The following is a 20984-nucleotide window of genomic DNA, read 5'->3' on the forward strand; positions in this document are numbered from 1 at the left end:
GTTCAGAGCGTGGCTTAAAATTTTACTTTGGGGTGTTAACTCACAGTTGGGCCAACCAAGCGCATTTCCCAATCTTCAACTTCGCCGGTTTCTAGGCGGCGCTCGACTAACTTGCCCCAAGACTCGACTAACGGCAGTTCAGACAGCTTAGTGAGTTCTTCTCTATCTAAACAGCCAGTGAAAACCGCACCCATGATGCGAGCCAATGGCCATTCTGGATAAGGTCTTTCGCACAGAATAATCTCGTCACCTGCACCGATATCGCCTTCTTCCAACACTCGGAAATACCAGCCTGTTCGAAGCGTATCTTGCAGTCTTCTCGCCATGTCGTGTTGGTCAAAACGTACGTTAAGTTTCCAACAAGGCATGCGACCTTGCGACACTTCCAGTAGTGTTGAGCCGATGCGAATTTTATCTTTCAAGCAAATCGTGGATTCGGTGACGCCTTCGGAGCTGATGTTTTCGCCAAAGCCGCCGGCGGATTGGAAAATTGGTCTTTCGCCTAATTCTTGTTGCCAGATTGGGTAGTGTTCGCTTGGGTAAATATGAAGCGCTTTTTGAATGCCACCATGAAAGCGCGGATCACCTTGCTCATCACTGATAAAACCAAGCTCTGTTGCATGCTGGCGCTCAGGCAGCACTTGTTTGTTGATTGCGCTTTGCGCTCCATGAGCATAAGGGACGGTTTTCCCTGCTAGCACAGCTTTTACGACGCCGATTTTCTTCATATAACCTCCTTATTATTTGAATGAGAGATAAAGTGTTTACCTTCATTCGCGATGCGGAGCATGATAGCCTAGTAAACGTGTGTCGGAGTAGGGATGAAAAGACAACTAACAATGCTAACTCGCCAAATTGATTCGAAGTCAGGCGTCGTCACCTCCAATAAGATGATGGACGCGAATCCCCATTCTCCTGTTTTGGTGAAAACCATCGACATGCCAAAAGGTTACATTGATGCGCTGCATCAACACACTTGGCATCAAATCATCTTTCCTATCAAAGGGTTATTGCAAACACAAACTGAGCATTATCAGCACTTGGTTCCGCACACCTCTGCGTTATTTGTTCCTGCGGGTGTTCAACACGAGTCGATTGCTCTAAGCAACACGATATTTGTTGGCATTTACCTCAACCCTGAGTTTGGCGCAACGTACGAGCAACAAGTGAGAACCATTGCTTTAACGCCGTTTTTAAATGAGCTTTTACAAGAGATCCGCAGACAGTGTGAAGGTGAGACAAGCCACGAAGAAGTGCTGCATTTGCTGGCGGTGTTGCATGATCAAATTTTGAAAAGCAACGTGCAGACATTTCAGTTATTGCTGCCACAAGACAGACGACTAAAACTGATTTTCGAGCAATTGACAGACGAGCCCGCGTTAAGCTGTTCGCTAAAAGAGTGGGGGGAGAAAATTGGGGCGTCTGAGCGTACTTTATCACGGCTGTTCGCCAAGGAATTCAACACTTCATTTCTGCTTTGGCGGCAACAAATTCGGCTAATTTACTCGCTTTCTTTGTTAGATGAATCGTTGCCAATCCAAGCCATTGCAGACCTAGTGGGTTATCAAAATGACTCATCCTACATCAAAGCATTTAAAGCCTATTTTGATATGACGCCACAACAGTTTAGAGTGAACGGCGCATCGCGCAGGTAGAAATACAGAGCTTCGACTTCACTTAATGCTTTTGAGTAGAAGTCGCGAAACTTCCTTTTTGAATTTCAATTACATGGTATGAATAACAATGGCACCAACGATAAATACTCGAGTGAATCAATTCTGTTTTGGTCAGCCCCAAACGTCGCTGTCGTTGGAAAAAGAGCCCCTCAAACCGCTTGCTCAGGGCAAGGTTCGGGTGCGACTCGAAGCTACAAACATTAACCCAAGTGACTTGCTTTCCATTCATGGTGTTGGGCAATACCGCCGCGTTCACATACCACCTCGCGTGCCGGGATTTGAAGCGGTTGGGCGTGTGGTGGAAGTCAGTGCAGTTGGTCAAACTGACCTTCAAGTTGGGCAAAAGGTGTTGGTGGCGATGAGTGGTACTTGGCAATACTACATCGATGCCTCGCCTGAGAATCTTTTTCCGCTACCTGAGAGTTTGGAGAACGGCTATGCCAGTCAGTTGTACATCAACGCGTTAACCGCGTGGGTGATCACCACTAAAGTAGCTAAGTTGAACAAAGACTATGTGGTGATCATCAATGCAGCAGGGTCAGCGATCGGTAAGATATTTGCCCAGCTCGCCCATTCACTGGGTTTTACACTGATTGCTGTGACCTCAAAGCCAGACGAGTATCCGTACGATACTATTCCAGTGTTGGACGCGAAGAAAGACTTACAAGCGCAGCTGCAAACGCGCCAACTGCCACAACCAACGGTCGCTCTGGACGCGATAGGTGGTGAGGCTGGCACGGATCTCATTCGTACCTTGAAAGAAAATGGCCAATACATCAACTACGGAACATTGTCGTTAACGCCTTATACGCCTGAGTTTTTTGAATCGATGAAGGCCAACAACATCGACTTTAGTACATTCTTTTTGCGGTATTGGGAAGAATCGGTAGGTAAAGGCGGGAGAAAGACGGTGTTCGCTGAAATGTTAGAACACTTTATTAGCAGCGACATAAAGTTAAACGTTGCATATGATCTGTCGTTAGAGGACTTTCAAACAGCGATTGAAATGGTTGAGCGACGCTCGTCAGCAGTGTCAGGAAAAATCATTTTGACGCTGTGAATTACAGTGGGCCTGTTGAGAAAAGGGAGGATAAAATCCTCCCTTTTTTATGGGTTTATTTGTAATGATAGGGCTATTTTAGATGGAAGATTTGCTCTGTTTCGAGCGATGTCATCGCACGTACTTGACGCCAAATGTAATAAAAAATACCGAACATCATCAACATACTTGGGATGGCAATCATTGGGTAACTGTACAGCGTCATTTTTCCTAACTCTTCGTTAAAGGCAGCAGTACCAGAAGGGCTAGTCACAATCCAAGTCGCAAGGAAGTAGTTCATTGCAGATGAGAACGCAAAAGTACTTGCAAACAGGTAGTTAGAAGACATAAGGCAACGTTCGAACGCATCGGTTTTACCATTTTCTTTTAAACGTTGGTTAATCAACGCGAGGTTCAACACAGTGTCATTCAGTACTAACTTCTGCATCAGCGGGTAGCGGGTAAACGTTGAACCCAAAACCGCTAAACCGATCAGGCCAGGAATCAGGGCTTCTTTTAGTGCTAACCAGCGTGTATCAAGCTCTAACAAGCCGATGCCACCAGTTAGTAGAACACTGATAAAGCCCAGAGCAGAAATAAAGTTAAATTTCTTGTTACGGACAAGGTCCATACCGCCATAAATGATAGGAAATAGCAAAGCGACAACCAGCGCCATTGCTGTCCCTAGATGCTCATCGCCACTAAACTTCATCAAAATGAAGGAAGGGATAAATACGTTGAAAAGGATTTCAAATAAGGGATTCGGCTTTTTCGCCGTCGTGTTACTCATAATGTTTTACTGACTCTACTCTATGTCGGCTGTTATTGTACTTTGACAAGAAGTGTTCATCTAGTCGCGCTTGATGTAAAGCGTTAAAGCGTCGAGTTGTGTAACGACTTATGAAATAGACCGGAGCATAGCCAGTTAGTTTACATGATTGACTACTTTTTGTGTCTTAATGACTCTCCTTCTGTGCGATGATCTGATTACGCGCTCTGAATAATCGAGTCGCCACTGTGTTGTGGTTGAGCCTCAAGGCTTGGGCAATTTCATCATGATTCAACCCAGCCACTAAGCTCAAGAGCAACGGCTCTCGGTATTTGGGTTCGAGAATCATCATTTGTTTTTGAAGCCAATCTTGGGCCATGTCGTAGTCACTGCCAGGGTAGGTTTTTGTCTGTATTGCACACTCATCAATGTCGACAAAATCGTACTGTTTTCTATCAAAGCGCCGAGCATTCTCACGACGCAAAATAGTAATGAGCCAAGACTTCGCGGCGTTGGGGTCATTTAATTTATCAAAGAATCGCCACGCTTTCAGAAAGGTTTCTTGCGCTAAATCTTGAGCAAGGTGGTGATCTTTGCATAACCAATACGCGAGACGGTAAATCTCTTGGTATCGATCTTTCGTCAGTGCTTCGTAACGTTTATGTTTTTCCATAGCATTAAGATAAAAAGTTTGGAGAGCACGTTGTGTCTGCCAGATGAACGACAACCCTTTTTATCGCTTTTACAGTGATAAAAAGGGTTGTTCGATTAGGAAGACAAATTCGAAGAGTTAACCTTCCAAATATCGAAGGGTGACTCTGATTTCTTTCTTACACGCTTAAAATGGTTGGTTGGAAAAGCGTGAGTACTGGATGGCATCTGCGACTTCCTGAGCTTTAGACTCTGAAGTCATAAGGTGAAGTAGCTTAAGAGCAGCTTGATAGCTAACTAGGCTACCGTTCGAAGTGATAACGCCATCATCAATGACAAAATTCTGGTCGACTTGTACTTTGACTGCTGGGTAATCTCTTTGAAAGCCGTTTTCACCTCCGGCCCAAGTTGTTGCTTTTTTGCCGTTTAAAAGGCCAGCTTCGGCTAACAAATACGCGCCAGAGCAATTACTTGCCATCCAATCTGCCGCCTTTGAGGTAGTTTTAATAAAGTGAATGAGATCTTTATTTTCGATTAGTGCATCCATGTCATAGCTGGATGTTAAAACCAATACGTCGAGTTCCGGCAGATCACCAATCCAAGCATCCACACCAATTTTTAATCCTTCTTCAGTGGTGATGGTTTTCTGATCTGAGACGGAAATGGTGAGCACGTCATAATCACTAAACCAAGTGAGACGACTTGCGACGCCAAAAACCTCTAAAGGAGCAGTAACATCAGAGGTCAGTACGCCATCGTAAACCAGAATACCAATTCGTTTATCTGCGGCATGTGCTGTTTGAAGCATCCCAAAGAATAGGACTAGTGTCGCTATCAATAGTTGTAGTGCATTCTTCAATCCGTTTTTACCCATGGTTTTTTCCTCGTTAACAGAGCATCAAGTTATTGAGGTTCATTATATTTAGGCTAATTAGTGATTGAAGAGCCACTTTGTCTTTACTAAAGTGAATAAAATTCATGAATAGAGTTCATTGGTTATATGGATAAGATACGGTCCCTACGATTTTTTATTGCCACTTTAGATGGCGGTAGTTTTGCTGCGGCTGCCAAAGTGTATGGCACTGACCCTTCGACCGTGAGTAAAGCCATACATCGTCTTGAAAGCGATTTGGGTATACAGCTTTTTCAACGTTCTACGCGACAGAGCCGCCTGACAGAAGCTGGTCGTAGGTACGCAAATACTGCTAGGTTTGTACTGGAGGAGCTGGCGGCATGTGAGGATTCATTAAAAAGTCACAATGATGCGCTTTCAGGGCAGCTTAAGATTAATGTGCCAGTCTCGTACGGTCGCCTCTATATTCGTCCTTTATTAAAAGAGTTTTGCCGCCGCTACCCTAACATCACTATCGATATTCATTACGATGACGCCTACGTTGATATTATTGAGCAAGGTATTGATGTGTCGATTCGCTCTGGTGTCGTTCACGATAGTCAATTGATTGTGCGTCAGCTGAGCCCTATCGATTTTATCATTTGTGCCAGTCAGGATTACTTAGCGCGCCATGGTGTTCCGAGTGGCCCGGATGTATTCAATGACCATTCTTGGGTTCGTTTTCGTTTTAAACAAACGGGGAAACTGTTGCCGATTCGGATGCCAGAACCAGACGGTGCGAGTGAATATGACCCCGAAAGAAACTATATTGTAAATGACGGTGAATCCATGGCAGAGCTTTGCGCAGAAGGCTTAGGATTAACTCAGATCCCTCATTTTATCGCGAGAGACTGGCTTAAATCGGGGCGTTTAGTGCCGATATTTCCGAGCATGCGCCAAGCAGGAAATGGCGTGTATCTTCTCTATGCCAACCGGGAATATGTGCCTGCACGAGTTAGGGTGTTCATCGATTTTATCACTCAAGCAATACAGGATATGGATGAAACGCCATTCCATACTTGGGCTGAAACGTTGCCGATTTATCGACCGAACCAAGGCGATTGAAAACTTCATGTGAGTCTTTGGTTAAAACCCCCTAAGCTATATGGCGCTTTTATTGGTTTTTGTTAGTTTATTGGGCGTTATTATCGAAAAGCGCAGTTTGCTCTTCGTCACTCATAAAGGAAAGACAATGCCAACTAAGATCTTAGTGCCTGCTTTGGCCCTACTTCTCAGCGCATGTGGCGGCGACGGGGAGTCGTCAGCCCCAGCAGAAAGCGGCTCACAAAACACAGGTTCCACATCGTCACAAGGCACATTTGCCGAGCAGATGCTTGCAGCGGTCAACAGCGCCCGCTCTACTACACAACAGTGTGGCGCAACCACCATGCCACCTGTTGGGGCCCTGACTTGGAGCTACGATTTGGAAAGCGCCGCTTATCGACATTCAAGCGATATGGCGAACAGCGATTTCATGAGCCACACAGGCTCCGATGGCAGCAAGATGTCAGATCGAGTTAACGCAACGGGTTATGCTTGGAGCGCCATTGGTGAGAATGTCGCCGTAGGGCAAAGCAGCATTAACGCCGTCGTGAATGCTTGGTTATCGAGTGAAGGCCACTGCCTTAATATCATGAGTGCGGATTTTGATCAGATGGGCGCGTCGCTTGTCGAAAATCATTCTGCACGCTACGGATATTACTGGACTCAGGTTTTTGCCAAACAGCGCTAATGCGATAAAGAAGCCTGATAGATAAAATAAAACGCCAGCAGTCACTATCTGCTGGCGTTTTATTATTTACATCTCTTTTAGCTTGTCAGGTTACGAAGTTTTGGGTCATCCGCCAGGTATTCAACAAATTCAATCTCAAAACCGGCAGGGTCAACAAAATACACATTTTTGCGGTATGGTTCATCAGCACCAGGTTGGGCAATCGGATAACCTGCATCGGTTAGTCTTTTGATGATTGCATCGACGTTGTTGGTCACATAAGCAAAATGCGCTAGCCCAACTTGGTGCCCGCTCAACTCGCGGTTTTCACCTTCGCCATGGTCACTCATGGCTATGTATTGATACTCGTCGCCAAAATGTAGCCAGTTTCTTGGTTTGCCACTCCATTCGCCTTTACCTTCATCACGCACGTACCAATGTGGAAATGCAGTTTGGTAAAACTTCAGCATTTCAGGGATATCTTTCACGACTAAGTTAATATGTTCTAGTTGGATCATGATGTGCTCCTTTTTGTCATTTTCTAGCCAACGATGAATATGCTAAAATCTCAAGTTAAGTTGAGGTAAAGGGCTTTTTTAAAATTTTTTAGGGTTGATATCTTTGGATCTGGATACATTGAGAGATTCGGTGGGTTTGGTACTTTGAATCTGAAAGCTGGGTTAGGGGCTTGCAACCTTGTTTCACCTTTTGTTTGTTCGTGTTCTTGCTAATCATTTTCGATCGAGTTTGTGGTGAGTAGATTCCCAGTCTCACCTAGGTTCGCGGGAATGACGGAAAGAGAGTGCTAAACGAAGAGCGTCATTCTGAAAGAGCCTAAGCGAGTATTCAGAATCTACTTTCAGTGTGTTGTTATGTTGCGTTGTGAATTGAACTATCCGCGAGCACAGAACCAGTTCCTCCCTTTTGAGCTCTGCGTGTTGAGAGCTTCGGAGTTTGATACAAGGGGAGGTTAGGTGGGGTTGCTGGTTGAATGTTGGGTAAGGTGCTTGCAACCTTGTTTCACCTTTTGTTTGTTCGTGCTACTCATTTTCGATCGAGTTTACGGTGAGTAGATTCCGAGTCTCACCTAGGTTCGCGGGAATGACGGGGAGAGAACGCTAAACGAACAGCGTCATTCTGAAGGAGCCTAAGCGAGTATTCAGAATCTATTCGCAGCGCGTTGTGATGCTGGTGGAGTGAACTGAATTATCCGTGATTGTAGAGCCATTCCCTCCAGTTTGAACTCGGAGCGCTGAGAGATTTGCTTACACCTCTCCCCAAACCAAAAAAGCCAGCAGTTAATATCTGCTGGCAAAGTCTTTGGGCTTCTAGGTTTTTTGATTGTATTTCTTGTTACTCATCGCTGTCACGGTGCCCCGATTGGTTTTCCGGGGAAGAAAACACAGCACCGTGCGCTTTGTGCTCAAGAAATTGGAGATTAACCTTGCTTACGGATTAGGTAGTCAAATGCGCCTAAGCTTGCTTTTGCACCTTCACCCATCGCAATGATGATCTGTTTGTAAGGAACGGTTGTTGCGTCACCGGCTGCGAACACACCTTCTAGGCTCGTATCGCCACGGCTACCGACCTCGATTTCGCCGCGCTCAGATAGCGCTACTTCTGAATCTTTTAGCCATTCTGTGTTTGGTACTAGACCGATTTGAACAAAGATACCTGACAGTTCAATCTCTTTGATCTCATCTGTGTTGCGGTCTTTGTACTTCAAGCTTGTTACGCGAGTACCGTCACCCACGACTTCTGTTGTTTGCGCCATCGTGATGATGTCTACGTTTGGTAGTGAGTTCGCTTTGTCGATAAGCACTTGGTCTGCGCGAAGTACGTCTGCAAATTCAAGAACCGTTACGTGTTCTACGATACCAGCAAGGTCGATAGCTGCTTCGATGCCTGAGTTACCACCACCGATAACTGCGGTTTTCTTGCCTTTGAACAGTGGGCCGTCACAGTGTGGGCAGTACGCGACACCTTTGTTGCGGTACTCTTGCTCACCCGGAACGTTCATTTCACGCCAGCGTGCACCTGGGCTTAAGATGACACTCTTACTTTTCAGCGTTGCGCCACTTTCAAGCTGGATGTGAATCAAACCATCTTCTGTGTGTGCTGCGCCCATTAGCTTCTCAGCTTGTTGCTCAGTTACTACGTCTACGTCGTATTCTTTTAGGTGTTCTGCTAGGTCAGTTGCTAGTTTTGGACCTTCAGTGCGTTTTACCGAAATGAAGTTCTCAATTGCCATGGTGTCCATAACTTGACCACCAAAACGCTTAGCAACAACGCCAGTACGAATACCTTTACGAGCGGCGTATAGAGCAGCTGCGCTACCACCAGGGCCACCGCCGACAACAAGTACGTCGTATGGGTCTTTTTCGCTTAGTGCTTTCGCCGCTTTCTCGCTCGCGCCGTCATCCACTTTGTTTAGGATTTCAGTCAGAGACATACGACCTTGACCGAATAGCTCACCGTTCACGAATACGCTTGGTACTGCCATGATGTCGCGTTGTTTCACTTCATCTTGGAACAAACCACCGTCGATCATGGTTGCTTTTACTTTCGGGTTGATCGCCGCCATCATGTTGAACGCTTGAACCACGTCCGGGCAGTTTTGACACGACAGTGAAATGAAGATTTCTACGTCTAGATCTTTGTCTAGCGCTGCGATTTGCTCAATCACTTCTGGTTCTAGTTTGATTGGGTGACCGCCAGAATGAAGCAGTGCCAATACTAGAGAGGTAAATTCGTGACCCATTGGCAAGCCTGCAAAGCGTAGTGCTGTGCCTTTTGCTGGGTTAGTTACCGCCATCACTGGTTTACGTGCGCTTGCGTTGTCGTCACGTTCAACGGTGATTAGGTCGCTCATCTCTGCGATTTGGTTCGCTAGAGACAAAATGTCATTCGATGCTTTGCTTTCATCTAGACTAACCACTAAACGAACTTCTTCTTTTACATTAGCCAGATATTGTTTGAGTTGTTGTTGGATCGCTTGGTCTAACATAGTTGTTACTACCTTAATTAAAACTAAAAGTGGTTACTGTAGATAAAACCTGAGGGGGAGAGAGCAAATCAGGCAGAAGGTCGTCAAGGTATCTAACCTGAAGTGCTCTCTAATTCAGTTCTAATCAGAAAAAGGAAATCGGGAACTGATTAGAACTTAAATTTCAGTGGCTTAGATTTTGCCAACTAGGTCTAGTGATGGAGCTAGTGTCTCTTCACCTTCTTTCCATTTAGCTGGGCAAACTTCGCCTGGGTGCGCTGCTACGTATTGAGCTGCTTTCACTTTGCGTAGTAGGTCTTCTGCGTCACGACCGATACCTTCAGCAGTGATTTCCATTGCTTGGATAGTACCTTCTGGGTCGATTAGGAACGTTGCACGGTCTGCAAGACCTTGACCTTCACGCATCACACCGAAGTTGTTTGTGATGTTGCCTGTTTGGTCGCCAAGCATGTAGTACTGAATCTTACCGATTGTGTCTGAGCTGTCGTGCCATGCTTTATGAGTGAAGTGTGTGTCAGTTGATACTGAGTAAACTTCTACGCCACGTTTTTGAAGCTCTTCGTAGTGGTCTGCTAGGTCGCCCAGTTCTGTTGGACATACAAACGTAAAGTCTGCTGGGTAGAAGAAGAATACTGCCCATTTACCTAGAACGTCTTGTTCTGTTACTTCAACGAATTCGCCGTTTTTGTACGCTGTAGCTGCAAATGGTTTGATTTGAGTATTAATCATAATTTACTTTCCTTTGAATGTTTTAAGCTGAGCTGTTGTTGCTTTCGGAAAGTATATTCTCATCGGAGTGTGTTTAAGGAAAATCGCTTGTAGCTATCCTATTGATAGCCATTTCCTATTTCACTTGATAGGGAAATCTGATGTAAGTGGGTTTGCTTTGATAGGTTTTATTGAAGATGAAGGCAGAGTAGCAATAGAGAATACCGATGATTACTTTGAGTAGATCTTCTAGCTAAGATCGAAAGAGCCTGCATCTCGGCAGGCTCTTTCTAATAGGAAGTGGGGAAGCGGATGCTTTATTTTGTTAGCTCAGATTGTCGAGCACTTTGCCACACAACTTCTTCAGCATGATCATTTCATCTAGCTCTAAGGTGATTTTACACATCATGGCGTTTGGCACTGACTTAGCTTGCTCTTTAAGGGCACGACCTTGCTCGGTTAGATTGAGTACACGAACGCGTTCATCAGTTTCACTTCGGCCGCGCTCTACATAGCCTTTTGCTTCTAAGCGTTTAAGCAGCGGTGTGAGTGTGCCTGAGTCCAAATGCAGTTGTGACCCCAATTCTTTCACACTGGCACCGTCTTTTTCCCACAGCACCATCATCACTAAGTATTGCGAATAGGTCAGATCAAGCTCATCCAACAACGATCGGTAAGCTCGGATCACCGCATTTGCTGCGCTGTAGAGCGGGAAGCAAACTTGGTTTTCGAGTAAGAGTTTATCGTCGTCGGTCATGGTGTTGTCGGTGTAACACTGGCTCATTGGTGTTGCCTACCTGCTTACAGAGAAAGAGAGTTATAAAATAAATTGTGCACAATATAGTTGCAAACTATCTTCACTTCGATATAAGATTGCAAACAATTAAATTGTGCGCAACTTAAATTAAGAAGGACACTCGCATGACTACTCTATACAAAACTCAAGCTACCGCTTTGGCTGGTCGTAATGGTCAAGTAAAAACAGATGACGGTCTTCTCGATCTAGAGCTGTCATACCCGAAGGAAATGGGCGGCACAGGCGCAGCAACTAACCCAGAACAGCTTTTCGCAGCGGGTTATTCAGCGTGTTTTTCTAACGCGATTTTGCACGTAGCGCGTGAAGGTAAAGTAAACCTGAAAAGCGCACCCGTGACAGCGGAAGTGGGTATCGGTCCTAACGATAACGGTGGCTTTGCACTAACAGTGAGTCTAGCGGTAGAGCTAGACATGCCAAAAGAACAAGCGCTAGAGCTAACGCGCATTGCACACCAAGTTTGCCCATATTCAAACGCAGTTCGTGGCAACATTGATGTGGCAGTAACGGTAAACGGCGAAGCAATTTAAGCGGTTCTTATCACTGCACAAAGACAAGAAAGCCTGCAAGCACGCAGGCTTTTTTTGATTGGTATGAGTCGAGAATACTTAACGCGACTCTAGCGGGTAAGAGCGGTAGCTCCACATACCGTAGGTACGCAGTGCATCGCGGTAGATACCAAGCAATTCGCCATCGCTGGCTTTGGCTAAGTCTTTCAGTGGCTTGTCTGGATAGCTCACTGTGTCAAAAGTGATGTCTTGCGGGCCAGTTTGCCAGCTTGCGATTTCAAACAAGGTTTGACCACGGCGCACATGGCTCGCTGAGCTGATGATGGTCGCGTGCTTGATGTTATGACGTGCCAATGCGTAGCTGCTGAATAGGGCGTTACCTACCGTGCTGGTGGCGTAGTTTTCTTCAATGATGCGATCTTTGCTGATGCCTTTTTCAATCAGCCAATCTGCCATTAATTTGCCTTCGGTTTTGTGGTTCTTCGGTACACCACCCGTCAACACGATCAACGCGTCTGGGTTTGCTTTCGCCATTGCTAGCGTGGTTTCCAGACGCTCAACCAAGATTTGATGCATTGAACCATCTGGGTTCAGCGCGTATCCCAACGTGACTATAGCGCCTTTGTCATCCAGTTTGCCTTTATCGGCTTTCTCTTTTAGTGGCGTTGCAAGTACGCGGTCTACGGTGTCGAAGATGCGTTGGATATCTGCCGCTTTACCTGCATTGAGCTTCATGAGCGTCGCCATGTGTTTCGCTGATTCTGCTTGGTTGCCCTCAAAGCGTTGCCATACCGCTAAGTAAGCGTGCAAATCCACATCGTCTGGTGCGACAGAAAGAGCTTGTTCAAATAGTTCAATCGCGCGGTCTGCATTCTTGTTGTAGATCTGTGCGTTTGCCGCAGAAATCAGTAGGTCAGTGCGGTACGGCTCAAGTTTGTAGGCTTCTAGTAAGCGGTCGGTAACAATCTCCATGTTGCTCGGCATTTTGGCGGTAAAACCCGCATGCGAGATACGCGCAGGGGATTTGAATGCTTGTACCGCGTCATTCAGCAGTTGGTCGACAACCTGACGTTTGGTGACGATCTGTGAGTAGTCGGCGGAAGATTGGATAGCAGCATCGTTAGCCGCGATAGAGTATGGGGCAGCAGTCAGCGCAATTACGCTACCAAGAGCAATGGCAAGTAAGTTCTTCTTCATGGAATGTCCTAGAGGTGCTGTAGTACCTAGTTTTTATTGTGCCTAGCGTTGTAGGTCGAACGGGGTCGATGGAATTTTTTCAGTCTAGGTTCGCTTCATGAATAATCTGTGAAATGAATCCCAACTCAGCCGAGCAAATGAACGCGCGTGGTCAAAACGCGAAGTAGGATCACGAAAATACTGAGGTATTCGTTCGTGTTCTAAGTAATTGGATTAAAAGATAAACAGCGTTTGGAAGAACGGATTTAAGCAACCAGAGTAAGAAATGAAAAAGCCTGCAACGATGCAGGCTTTTGGTTTATTTGATGGCAGTGCAGAAGCTAACGTCTGCATGGTGCGTTTGTGGGTCAAAGCTGTGGTAAAGTTCAAAGCAAGGACGATCGTCGTTCTCAATACCGGATTCAATCACTTTGCTCATGACATCATCCCACGCTTTTGAGTATTGGCTCGGGTCAGTAATGTGCTGGCGCATCACGGCATATTGACCGCCGGGGAAGTCTTGCAGTTCAATGCCTTTCGGAACTTCGGTATCTTCTGGCACCATCAAGCAGATATCAGTACGGCACTTCTCGTCTGGCGTGATTTCTGGGTTGTCATGGTAGATGAAGATGCAGGTATTGCCTGCCAAACCTTTCATTCCTGCCCATTGATACAGGCGACCTGATGGCTCTTCATAGCCTTGGCCGTAAGGGCCGTTTACACGAATGTAAGCCAGTTTTGCTTTTTCAAAGTTTTGCGTTTCCATTGTCGTGCTCCATTTGGTGAGTTCAGAGCCAGTATATGAATCGCTTGGTGTTACTTCGTTTCCATTCTTGCGCAACGTGTGTCCAATCTTGCTGTTTCGTGCTAATTCAGAAAATTGCTGATAGTTTTCGCAGTCACGAAAGGCTGTAGGTGTGACGCCATAATGTTGTTTGAAGGCTTTGGCTAAGCTCTGTGAGCTAGAAAATCCGTACTCTAGGGCAATGTTCAATACCGGTTGCTTGGATTTGAACAAGTCATCGGCGGCGGCTTCTAAACGTAAACGTCGAATGAAGTCGGCCAGTGTTTCGCCTTGCACGGCTTTGAAGGTGCGATGAAAGTGATAAGGGGAAAGGTTCCCCAGCGCGGCCACTTCTGGCAGGTTGAGTGGCTCATTAAAGTGTTGTTCTAAATAACGAATCACAGGAACCAGTCGTTGGTGGTAGTCGACGCGCATCGGGGTATTTCCTTGTTCTGTTCAGCTTGTTTTCTCTGCTCAAAGCCTACCGCAATCCAACAAGCTTGCAAGGGAGCAGGGTGAGAAATGCGTGGCGAGATGCGCGTCAATCAGTCACACTCAACTAACAGATGTTTAAGCAAAAACGTTGCGCTTATTATCTTTACTAACCGCTAGGACAATCATGATAGCTTGGAAACACACTCTGCCAGAGTACGAATGGCTCATTCATCAAGTTTGGTACTTGGAAGTGCCAGAGGGTGAAGTCATTGACCCCAAGCCGCACCTTATTCCAAACCCGCGTGCTCATTTACTCTTTACGCCACCAGAGCAAGGCTACAGCTACGACACGGGAGACACAAAGCTTACTGGCAAAGGCTGCCATTTATTAACGGCTAACGAACACTTGCTGCTGTTGGAAGATACGGCTCCCATCAAGCGTATTGGTATCACCTTTCGCCCAGAGGGTTTGTATGCCATTGAGTCACTTTTTAGTGATGTATCTCAAGTTAGCGCAATTAACCAATGCGAATGGTTTGATTGGCTCAGCGCGGCGTTTGATGAGCGCTTTCAACAAGGTCTATGGCAGTTAGAGTTGCAAGATTCACCGCAATGTTTGCTGAACTACATCAAACAACATCTAGATGCGTTAGATATCGAACCTTGCCGTACCAAACCGTTTTTGGCGTCACAAAAAGCGGTATCCGTGATGGACGCTCAAGCATTACGCTCACCTGAGCTAGCGATGGATATTGATGAGATAGCCAAACAGTGCGCTTGTTCTCGCAGAACACTTGAGCGCAGTTTCAAGCAAGTGGTGGGGTTGAGTGTTAAGCAGTATCAACAAATGGCACGTCTGGAGCAGATGATTTTGACCCTCTACAAGCAACAAGAGGCGATTGATTGGGCGAGCTTCTCACAGCAATTTGGCTTCAGTGACCAATCGCATTTGATTCGTACCCTCAAACAGCAGCTAAGAAAAACGCCGAGCAAGTACTTGAAAAAGCGCGACTTAACCATCGATATCTATGGCGATTTTGAGTCGTGATACATTGCTACTCAGCCTGAAAGTTGTCGCAAAAATCCAATTTTTCTCTTATTCGCTGGGCTACTATTTTCAGCAGATAACGAGGTAACACATGTCATATCAAAAACTAAAACAAGGCGAAGCCATCCCATTTAATGAATCTTTGACGATCCAACTGATTCAAGGCTCTGATCTACAAGATATTTTCGAGATGTTGAACGACGATAAGGTCAATCAGTATCTGTTCTTCGCACCTGCTGACAACAGCCTGTATGAAGGTTTCTTTGGCCCTATTATTGAAAATACAGCACAAGCGATTAGAGACAGTGTCTGGCCAGATAGCCCAACGTTCGTGATTCGTGACCAGCAAAGTCAGTACATGGGAATGTGTGCGGTGACCGCAGTGATGTTCTTAACTGGCAACTACGAAGTAGGTTATCAATTACCTACTTACGCATGGGGCAAAGGCGTTGCGACTCGCGCTTGCCAAATGATGACCGAGATTGGCTTTACTGAGCTAAACGCCCATAAAGTCAGTGCCGATTGCTACGCTTCTAATGTTGGTTCTTACAAGACGTTAGAGAAAAATGGTTTTACTCAAGAAGGCCGTCAGAAAGACTACTACAAACTAGAGCAAGGCTTTGACGACAAGCTTTACTACGGTATGACCGCAGAACAATTCGCGTCTTTAAATCGCTAATAATTAGCTGACAAAAAAGTAGCTAACAACAACGTAGCCAACAAAAAAGGCCGTTAACCCACATGCTCGGGTTAACGGCCTTTTCTATATTCAGCGCTAAATGGCTAAGACTTAGTTGCCTTGGTTTTGGCTTTGAAGCTTCTCTTTTGCTTCTTCAACCTTTGAGAAATCCAATCCCAACTCGTCTACGGCTTCTTTGATTAGCGCAGGGTTTTGCATCACTTGCGCCATCAGCATTTGTAGCTTGTCTTGTGGCAAACCTAGTTGGCTGATGGTTGCCATTGCTGCGAGCGGGTTTTGCGTCAGAGTCTGGAAGATTTCGTTGATCTGTTCATCGCTGATGTTGTTCTCTTTCAGCAAGGCGATAATTGGGTTCATCATATTTCCTTTCAATCAGTGTATGACTTGGTTGCCAGTATTTGTTCTAGCAGAATAATTGGGGCTCCCGCGCAATATTTCAATACCCTGTTAGCTCCATGTAACCCGTCCCAGAATGAGAGCCATCAATACGCACCGGGCCTTCCCAATAAGGCACAGAAAGGGGCATTTTTGCGTTCGGGTTGAGTGCAGAAACCGTAAGCTCAATTTGCTGGTTCGTAATCGACACTCGCCACTGGGTTGGATACTTTCGCCCTTGGATTTCTGTTTGCTTGGTCGCCTTTAACTGAATGTCTTTTTGAGAAATGGCGATGCCAGCCCCATCTTGCTGCATCAGCCTTGCGCTGGAGTAACTGGCTTGACCGGTTTTGGAATCCCGCAACTGGAACACCACCAAGCTGGTGTCGTCACTCAATCTTAGGGCAAACCAGTCCCAGCCTTGTTGTGAGTCGAGTAAGAATTGCGAGCTCCACTCTCGGTCTATCCAGCCTTTGCCCGACACTTGATGGGTTTTGCTGTCGATCGTGACTTCACCGGAGACATCAATAAACGGTTGGCTGTAGTAATACGAAGCCACCTGACCATCGGCGCTTTTGGTGCTGTACCCTTGCTCTCCTTGTTTTTGATACGGTGCGCTGCTGGTAAGAGTGAGCGAATAGCCAAACTGTTCGGAGTTTGCATTCAATGTGGCAGGGAAGAGATCGGTGGTTGAAGAAGTCCACTGCCAATCATCGAGATAAACCCGAAATGGTGAAGTGTCGACGCCAGCGAGAGAGGCTTGATCGCGCGACCATTTTTCATCGGCGTAGTGTTTGTCTGCGGTCGTCACTGCGCTGTGCGCCATGTAGATTTGTTGAGCTTGCCATTCGGTTTTCTTCACGTCATCTTCGCCCGTTGGCGGCGCAGCAGCAAAGCGAAACTGTGTCCACTGGACGCCAAGTGGAGTGCCATCTTCATCAATCAAGTTAGCGGTTAAGTACCACCATTCATGACGAAAGTTTGGGTGTGCTTGATGGTCTGCAGGGAAGGTGAGTTCAATCCCTTTTTCTACGGGTGTGAATAAGTTGCTCTCGCTTTGTGTATCTCCACTGCCCAGCAACGTGCCCATATTTTGCGTGCCCATATTTTTTTGTTGGGCATCTTCACAACCGAATAGGAATAAGCTGCTTATGAGTAGAGTAAGCTTGCTTGCCAATCGAACCATCACAACACCTCGCTTTGCAAACTGGATACGACAGGCTTACTGACCAATCGCCACAGCGGAATCAAGGTTGCGATCACTGCCACCAAGATGGTGATTGCCGCAATGCTCAGCGCATCACTCCAATTCCACAGATAATTTAAGCTCCAACCAAAAGCGCGCAAGGTGACAATATCTGTCAGCACATATCCCACCATGGCTCCTAAAGGTAGGGCAATAACCAGCGTAAAACTGACTAAAGCGACGATCTGTCCGACCACCATGGTCATTAATTTACGACGGCTGACGCCAAGTGCATACAGCCTTGCAATAGCGGCTTTACGCGCGTCGAGTAACATGAAACAAGCACTGAACAAGCCAATCACCGCGACCATTAAAGTCACACCGTTGAGTGCGCGGGTAATGGCGAAGGTCTGCGAGAAAATATCCAACGCGATGGATTTGATTTGCGCCTGATCGTAGAGCTGATTTGGGTGCAGATTCAATTGCTCGCGCAGTTGCTCGTAGACGATTTGTGGGTCACCCGAGACTTTAATACCAAGGCTTGTTGGCAGGTCGGTAAAGCCACTCTCTTGCCATAATTTGGGTGCTAATAAGACTTCACCGTTGGGTGAGCCGTAATCGTGGAATACCGCACCCACAAGCAGGTTCTTATCTGGAACAGCATCAAGCGTGAGCTCGCTACCCAGTGATAAACCCAGTTTGACCGCAGTAGGTTCACTGATCGCGACTAACTTACCTTGATAAAAGCGTGACCAGAAGTTTTCCAAGTGCGATTTGAATACCATGGTTTGTTCTAAGGTGTCTTTGTCTTTGGTGCCAAGCAAAATCGGTAAGCCTTGCAGGTTATCGTCGACGTAGTATTGCTTGTAGACGGTCTCAACCTTATCGAACTGCCCTAATGCGCGCTCTACATCAGCGATTTCTCCTTGCGCAGGGCTGACGTAAATATCGGCGTGCAGCCTTTGTTCTAACCACTGTTTAAGGGTGGATTCAAAGCTGCCCACTAAGGTGTTCATCCCCATATTGGCAGTAACGGCGAGTAGCAGTGCCATCATGGCGAGAGAAAGCGGAGAAATCAGCTCGCGCAGCTCAGCAAACAGATACTGCATCAAACCGGAACTGGTGCGTTTTTCACACCAATTGGCTAATACGCTGATTGTTTTGGGTAGATACAAAGGAATCGACACCACAAGCACGCCGAGCCACGCCATGGTAAATCGGTGGTGCTCACTCAGCCATAAACCCGCAAGCGCAAGAATCGTTAACGCAGCACCTATCAAAAACAATTGGTTTTCGTTAGAGGCTTCAGGTGCTTGATAAAATCCGCCATGAGAGGAAAGCGGTTGGCGCACTCGCTGTTTAAAGTGCTGCCAACATGCCAATAGGGTGGCGGCTAACGTGAGCAGCAATGCTTGCGCCCACCATTGCCACTGCCAAGTGCCGGGCAGCAGTGTTGCGCCGTAAAGTTGTTCTAAAGTCAGTGCTACGGTCGGGTGCAGCCAATGGCTGAGCTGTATGCCCAACACAAAACCGAGGGAAGCACCGATGGTAACCAGAATCGTGAGTTCAACTAACAGCGCAGAGAACACAATGCTCGGCGCAACGCCCGCCTGTTGAATCTGCACTAACAGCCGATTGCGTTTCAGCAAGCTGTATTTTACGCCGTTGTAGGCAATGAACAGCCCGACTAAAAAGGCAAGTAAGCTCATTGCGGTGAGGTTGAGGTGAAAGCTGTCGGTCAGCGAACCAAGGTCTGTACTTTGGTTATTGGAAATCCATTGCCCTTGATCGCTAATCAGCTTCTGCCAATTTGCCTGCGTGTCTTTATCCCCTTTATCACCCGAATGGAAAACTGCAATGTAACTGAGCTGCCCTTGTTTATTGAGCAGTTGCTGGGCAAAGCCAATGTCCATCAACATTCGGCTACCTAACTGCCATTCGTCTGGTAGCACCACCACTTGGGTTGGAATGTCATCCAGAGTTAGGGTTTCTACTTCCCCTAAGTTTTGATGTTGAGATTGGCTCATCATCACGATCGGCTTACCGGCCAAAAGCTCAGGTAAAGGTAAAGCACTGTCGAACAAAGACACGTTTTGTTGGTTTTCTGACGAATAGCGCGAACGTGAGGAAATTGCGGCAATCAACTCACTACCTTGCACTGACCAGCGACGCCCTTGTTCGTCTCTCACTCGCCCTTCGATTACAGGTAGTGCTGCACTGAGCCCGTTTTGTCTAAGGGTGAAATAAAGAGACTCGGGCAGATAGTTTTGCCCTGCTGGTGGAATAATTAAGTTCTGAGCTTGTGCGCTAAGCTGCTCGGTAGATTCCGCATAACTTCGTTTGGCATTGAGGTTGATGGCTTGCACCGCAACGAATAAGGTCACAGCCAACACGATACCGATCAGAATCGCGGCGGCTTGCAGTGGCGCCTGCCGATAGTGCGCTGCAAACAGATTCAGGGCGAGTCGAGTATGAGTGAATCTGGTGTTTGATGGCTTAGTTTGCTTCATGGTGAAGCTCATGTTTGTTTACTTGATGGCTGTTCTGTAGCTGACTGTTATCCAATCGCAGCCGTGCTTTCATAAATTCAGCGCATTCATGGCTGTGGGTCACCAAGAGCACGGCGGTATTGCCTTGGGTGGTGATTTCACTGAGTAGTTTCATCACTTCCAAGCCTGCTTTTTGGTCGAGGTTACCTGTGGGTTCATCGGCGAGTAGAAGCTTAGGTTTGTGTGCCAATGCGCGCGCAATCGCGACTCGTTGTTGTTGACCACCGGAAAGGGCAGAAACATGTCTATCGAGCAGTTGGCTGATGCCCAGAGTCTCGACCAAATAATCGCACCAGTCGTTCCATTTCTGTTGATTCAAATGCAGAGGGAAGGCGATGTTTTGCTGCACGTTGAGTGGCGTTAATAGGTTGAATTGCTGGAAGATAACACCGAGTTTTTGGTGTCGAAATCGGCTCCATTGTGGGTCTTTCCAAGCCGCCGTGTTATCGCCATCTAACCACAACTCACCTTCGGAAAGCGGCTCAAAGCCAGCGATGACATTGAGCAAAGTACTTTTGCCGCTGCCACTTGCGCCCGTCAGCGCAACACTCGCTCCTGTGTTCAACGTGAAGTCGACGCCTTCCAACACGCGATGTGTCTCTTTACCATCAACAAAGCTTTTGCTGGCGTGTTTGAGTGTGACAAGTGGGCTTTCCATTTCCTCTCCCTGTATTCAAAAGGTGTCGTTTCTTTTGGCAATCACTATTGCAGTTAGTTCTCTAGAAACTTTAGACAACAATTAGATAAAAACAGCGATTTACATCGAGTTTAAGGTCTGTTGACCTTTCGAGCTGATTTTTGCAGCGAATTGTTGGGTATTTGTGCAAGGCAGAAGCTTTGATGTGTAGTTAGCCTACATGAAAAAGCTGATAACGCAGGAGAAATGACCAACAAACGCTGCCCAAAGGGTTCGGCTAAAATCGTTCTATGCCTTGTTAAGGAGTATTTACTTAGG

At 46.6% G+C, this 20984-nt stretch carries 21 protein-coding genes; 7 read left to right on the forward strand and 14 right to left on the reverse strand.

Annotation, left to right across the window (positions count from 1 at the left end):
- Positions 1-35 precede the first annotated feature (35 nt).
- Complete coding sequence (locus H9L11_RS17380; protein WP_033906612.1) at positions 36-728, reverse strand: MOSC domain-containing protein; 693 nt, start codon at positions 726-728, stop codon at positions 36-38.
- 111 nt (positions 729-839) lie between these two features.
- Between H9L11_RS17380 and H9L11_RS17385 the strand changes: the two genes are divergently transcribed.
- Both H9L11_RS17385 and H9L11_RS17390 read left to right on the forward strand, forming a co-directional pair.
- Positions 840-1655: a helix-turn-helix transcriptional regulator gene (locus H9L11_RS17385; RefSeq protein ID WP_033906852.1), complete on the forward strand. Its 816-nt coding sequence runs from the start codon at positions 840-842 to the stop codon at positions 1653-1655.
- Positions 1656-1743: 88 nt separating this feature from the next.
- Entirely contained in the window at positions 1744-2736 is a 993-nt protein-coding gene (locus H9L11_RS17390) for a zinc-dependent alcohol dehydrogenase family protein (RefSeq protein ID WP_033906613.1), read from the forward strand.
- A 73-nt stretch (positions 2737-2809) separates the two neighbouring features.
- Here the strand turns inward: H9L11_RS17390 and H9L11_RS17395 are convergent, their stop codons facing one another.
- The 3 genes from H9L11_RS17395 to H9L11_RS17405 form a co-directional block, all read right to left on the reverse strand.
- A complete protein-coding gene (locus tag H9L11_RS17395) occupies positions 2810-3505 on the reverse strand; it encodes a VC0807 family protein (protein WP_005383527.1) in 696 nt (231 codons plus the stop codon).
- A gap of 166 nt (positions 3506-3671) precedes the next feature.
- Positions 3672-4157 carry a sigma-70 family RNA polymerase sigma factor gene (locus H9L11_RS17400; protein WP_005383526.1) on the reverse strand — a complete coding sequence of 162 codons (486 nt, stop codon included), beginning with the start codon at positions 4155-4157 and terminating at the stop codon, positions 3672-3674.
- A 165-nt stretch (positions 4158-4322) separates the two neighbouring features.
- A complete protein-coding gene (locus H9L11_RS17405) occupies positions 4323-5009 on the reverse strand; it encodes a DJ-1/PfpI family protein (RefSeq protein WP_005383525.1) in 687 nt (228 codons plus the stop codon).
- 126 nt (positions 5010-5135) lie between these two features.
- Between H9L11_RS17405 and H9L11_RS17410 the strand changes: the two genes are divergently transcribed.
- A complete protein-coding gene (locus tag H9L11_RS17410) occupies positions 5136-6092 on the forward strand; it encodes a LysR family transcriptional regulator (RefSeq protein ID WP_042522258.1) in 957 nt (318 codons plus the stop codon).
- A gap of 127 nt (positions 6093-6219) precedes the next feature.
- Positions 6220-6759 (forward strand): CAP domain-containing protein, encoded by a 540-nt coding sequence (locus H9L11_RS17415; protein ID WP_017820077.1) that lies wholly within the window; start codon positions 6220-6222, stop codon positions 6757-6759.
- Positions 6760-6836: 77 nt separating this feature from the next.
- Here H9L11_RS17415 and H9L11_RS17420 read toward each other — a convergent pair whose 3' ends face one another.
- The 4 genes from H9L11_RS17420 to H9L11_RS17435 form a co-directional block, all read right to left on the reverse strand.
- Complete coding sequence (locus H9L11_RS17420; protein ID WP_005374615.1) at positions 6837-7256, reverse strand: VOC family protein; 420 nt, start codon at positions 7254-7256, stop codon at positions 6837-6839.
- A gap of 920 nt (positions 7257-8176) precedes the next feature.
- Positions 8177-9745: an alkyl hydroperoxide reductase subunit F gene (ahpF, locus tag H9L11_RS17425; protein ID WP_005374617.1), complete on the reverse strand. Its 1569-nt coding sequence runs from the start codon at positions 9743-9745 to the stop codon at positions 8177-8179.
- 171 nt (positions 9746-9916) lie between these two features.
- The gene (gene ahpC, locus H9L11_RS17430; protein ID WP_005374632.1) at positions 9917-10474 is read right to left on the reverse strand and encodes an alkyl hydroperoxide reductase subunit C; all 558 of its coding nucleotides are present in this window, start codon (positions 10472-10474) and stop codon (positions 9917-9919) included.
- Between the two features lie 304 nt (positions 10475-10778).
- Complete coding sequence (locus tag H9L11_RS17435) at positions 10779-11237, reverse strand: MarR family transcriptional regulator (protein ID WP_042522256.1); 459 nt, start codon at positions 11235-11237, stop codon at positions 10779-10781.
- 137 nt (positions 11238-11374) lie between these two features.
- On the opposite strand from H9L11_RS17435, the gene H9L11_RS17440 reads away from it, so the two are divergent.
- On the forward strand, positions 11375-11797 hold the full coding sequence (locus H9L11_RS17440; RefSeq protein WP_042522254.1) for an organic hydroperoxide resistance protein: 423 nt from the start codon (positions 11375-11377) through the stop codon (positions 11795-11797).
- A 78-nt stretch (positions 11798-11875) separates the two neighbouring features.
- Here the strand turns inward: H9L11_RS17440 and H9L11_RS17445 are convergent, their stop codons facing one another.
- Together H9L11_RS17445 and H9L11_RS17450 are read right to left on the reverse strand one after the other, a co-directional pair.
- Entirely contained in the window at positions 11876-12973 is a 1098-nt protein-coding gene (locus H9L11_RS17445; protein WP_104980250.1) for a YdcF family protein, read from the reverse strand.
- Positions 12974-13271: 298 nt separating this feature from the next.
- A complete protein-coding gene (locus H9L11_RS17450; RefSeq protein ID WP_054576543.1) occupies positions 13272-14171 on the reverse strand; it encodes an AraC family transcriptional regulator in 900 nt (299 codons plus the stop codon).
- Between the two features lie 184 nt (positions 14172-14355).
- Here H9L11_RS17450 and H9L11_RS17455 point away from each other — a divergent pair, with 184 nt between their 5' ends.
- Entirely contained in the window at positions 14356-15219 is an 864-nt protein-coding gene (locus tag H9L11_RS17455; protein WP_169628472.1) for a helix-turn-helix transcriptional regulator, read from the forward strand.
- A gap of 91 nt (positions 15220-15310) precedes the next feature.
- The gene (locus H9L11_RS17460; protein WP_064355004.1) at positions 15311-15898 is read left to right on the forward strand and encodes a GNAT family protein; all 588 of its coding nucleotides are present in this window, start codon (positions 15311-15313) and stop codon (positions 15896-15898) included.
- A 111-nt stretch (positions 15899-16009) separates the two neighbouring features.
- Here the strand turns inward: H9L11_RS17460 and H9L11_RS17465 are convergent, their stop codons facing one another.
- From H9L11_RS17465 to H9L11_RS17480, 4 genes are all read right to left on the reverse strand, one after another.
- On the reverse strand, positions 16010-16276 hold the full coding sequence (locus tag H9L11_RS17465; RefSeq protein WP_004746427.1) for a DUF2999 family protein: 267 nt from the start codon (positions 16274-16276) through the stop codon (positions 16010-16012).
- A 79-nt stretch (positions 16277-16355) separates the two neighbouring features.
- Positions 16356-17480, reverse strand: a complete 1125-nt coding sequence (locus H9L11_RS17470) for a lipocalin-like domain-containing protein (protein ID WP_158155563.1) — start codon at positions 17478-17480, stop codon at positions 16356-16358.
- Positions 17480-19990 (reverse strand): ABC transporter permease, encoded by a 2511-nt coding sequence (locus H9L11_RS17475; RefSeq protein ID WP_205391315.1) that lies wholly within the window; start codon positions 19988-19990, stop codon positions 17480-17482. The genes H9L11_RS17470 and H9L11_RS17475 overlap by 1 nt, the downstream gene beginning before the upstream one ends.
- Complete coding sequence (locus tag H9L11_RS17480; protein ID WP_205391316.1) at positions 19977-20687, reverse strand: ABC transporter ATP-binding protein; 711 nt, start codon at positions 20685-20687, stop codon at positions 19977-19979. The genes H9L11_RS17475 and H9L11_RS17480 overlap by 14 nt, the downstream gene beginning before the upstream one ends.
- Positions 20688-20984 lie beyond the last annotated feature (297 nt).

Source organism: Vibrio sp. sp1 (assembly GCF_016920955.1).
In the GTDB taxonomy this organism is placed as follows: Bacteria; Pseudomonadota; Gammaproteobacteria; order Enterobacterales; family Vibrionaceae; genus Vibrio; species Vibrio alginolyticus.

Coding starts and splice junctions, on each gene's coding strand:
- ahpF (WP_005374617.1), bottom strand. CDS start 9,745: ATGTTAGACCAAGCGATCCAACAACAACTCAAACAATATCTGGCTAAT.
- H9L11_RS17385 (WP_033906852.1), top strand. CDS start 840: ATGCTAACTCGCCAAATTGATTCGAAGTCAGGCGTCGTCACCTCCAAT.
- H9L11_RS17445 (WP_104980250.1), bottom strand. CDS start 12,973: ATGAAGAAGAACTTACTTGCCATTGCTCTTGGTAGCGTAATTGCGCTG.
- H9L11_RS17420 (WP_005374615.1), bottom strand. CDS start 7,256: ATGATCCAACTAGAACATATTAACTTAGTCGTGAAAGATATCCCTGAA.
- H9L11_RS17415 (WP_017820077.1), top strand. CDS start 6,220: ATGCCAACTAAGATCTTAGTGCCTGCTTTGGCCCTACTTCTCAGCGCA.
- H9L11_RS17455 (WP_169628472.1), top strand. CDS start 14,356: ATGATAGCTTGGAAACACACTCTGCCAGAGTACGAATGGCTCATTCAT.
- H9L11_RS17480 (WP_205391316.1), bottom strand. CDS start 20,687: ATGGAAAGCCCACTTGTCACACTCAAACACGCCAGCAAAAGCTTTGTT.
- H9L11_RS17435 (WP_042522256.1), bottom strand. CDS start 11,237: ATGAGCCAGTGTTACACCGACAACACCATGACCGACGACGATAAACTC.
- H9L11_RS17450 (WP_054576543.1), bottom strand. CDS start 14,171: ATGCGCGTCGACTACCACCAACGACTGGTTCCTGTGATTCGTTATTTA.
- H9L11_RS17395 (WP_005383527.1), bottom strand. CDS start 3,505: ATGAGTAACACGACGGCGAAAAAGCCGAATCCCTTATTTGAAATCCTT.
- ahpC (WP_005374632.1), bottom strand. CDS start 10,474: ATGATTAATACTCAAATCAAACCATTTGCAGCTACAGCGTACAAAAAC.
- H9L11_RS17400 (WP_005383526.1), bottom strand. CDS start 4,157: ATGGAAAAACATAAACGTTACGAAGCACTGACGAAAGATCGATACCAA.
- H9L11_RS17465 (WP_004746427.1), bottom strand. CDS start 16,276: ATGAACCCAATTATCGCCTTGCTGAAAGAGAACAACATCAGCGATGAA.
- H9L11_RS17390 (WP_033906613.1), top strand. CDS start 1,744: ATGGCACCAACGATAAATACTCGAGTGAATCAATTCTGTTTTGGTCAG.
- H9L11_RS17405 (WP_005383525.1), bottom strand. CDS start 5,009: ATGGGTAAAAACGGATTGAAGAATGCACTACAACTATTGATAGCGACA.
- H9L11_RS17470 (WP_158155563.1), bottom strand. CDS start 17,480: ATGGTTCGATTGGCAAGCAAGCTTACTCTACTCATAAGCAGCTTATTC.
- H9L11_RS17475 (WP_205391315.1), bottom strand. CDS start 19,990: ATGAAGCAAACTAAGCCATCAAACACCAGATTCACTCATACTCGACTC.
- H9L11_RS17460 (WP_064355004.1), top strand. CDS start 15,311: ATGTCATATCAAAAACTAAAACAAGGCGAAGCCATCCCATTTAATGAA.
- H9L11_RS17410 (WP_042522258.1), top strand. CDS start 5,136: ATGGATAAGATACGGTCCCTACGATTTTTTATTGCCACTTTAGATGGC.
- H9L11_RS17440 (WP_042522254.1), top strand. CDS start 11,375: ATGACTACTCTATACAAAACTCAAGCTACCGCTTTGGCTGGTCGTAAT.
- H9L11_RS17380 (WP_033906612.1), bottom strand. CDS start 728: ATGAAGAAAATCGGCGTCGTAAAAGCTGTGCTAGCAGGGAAAACCGTC.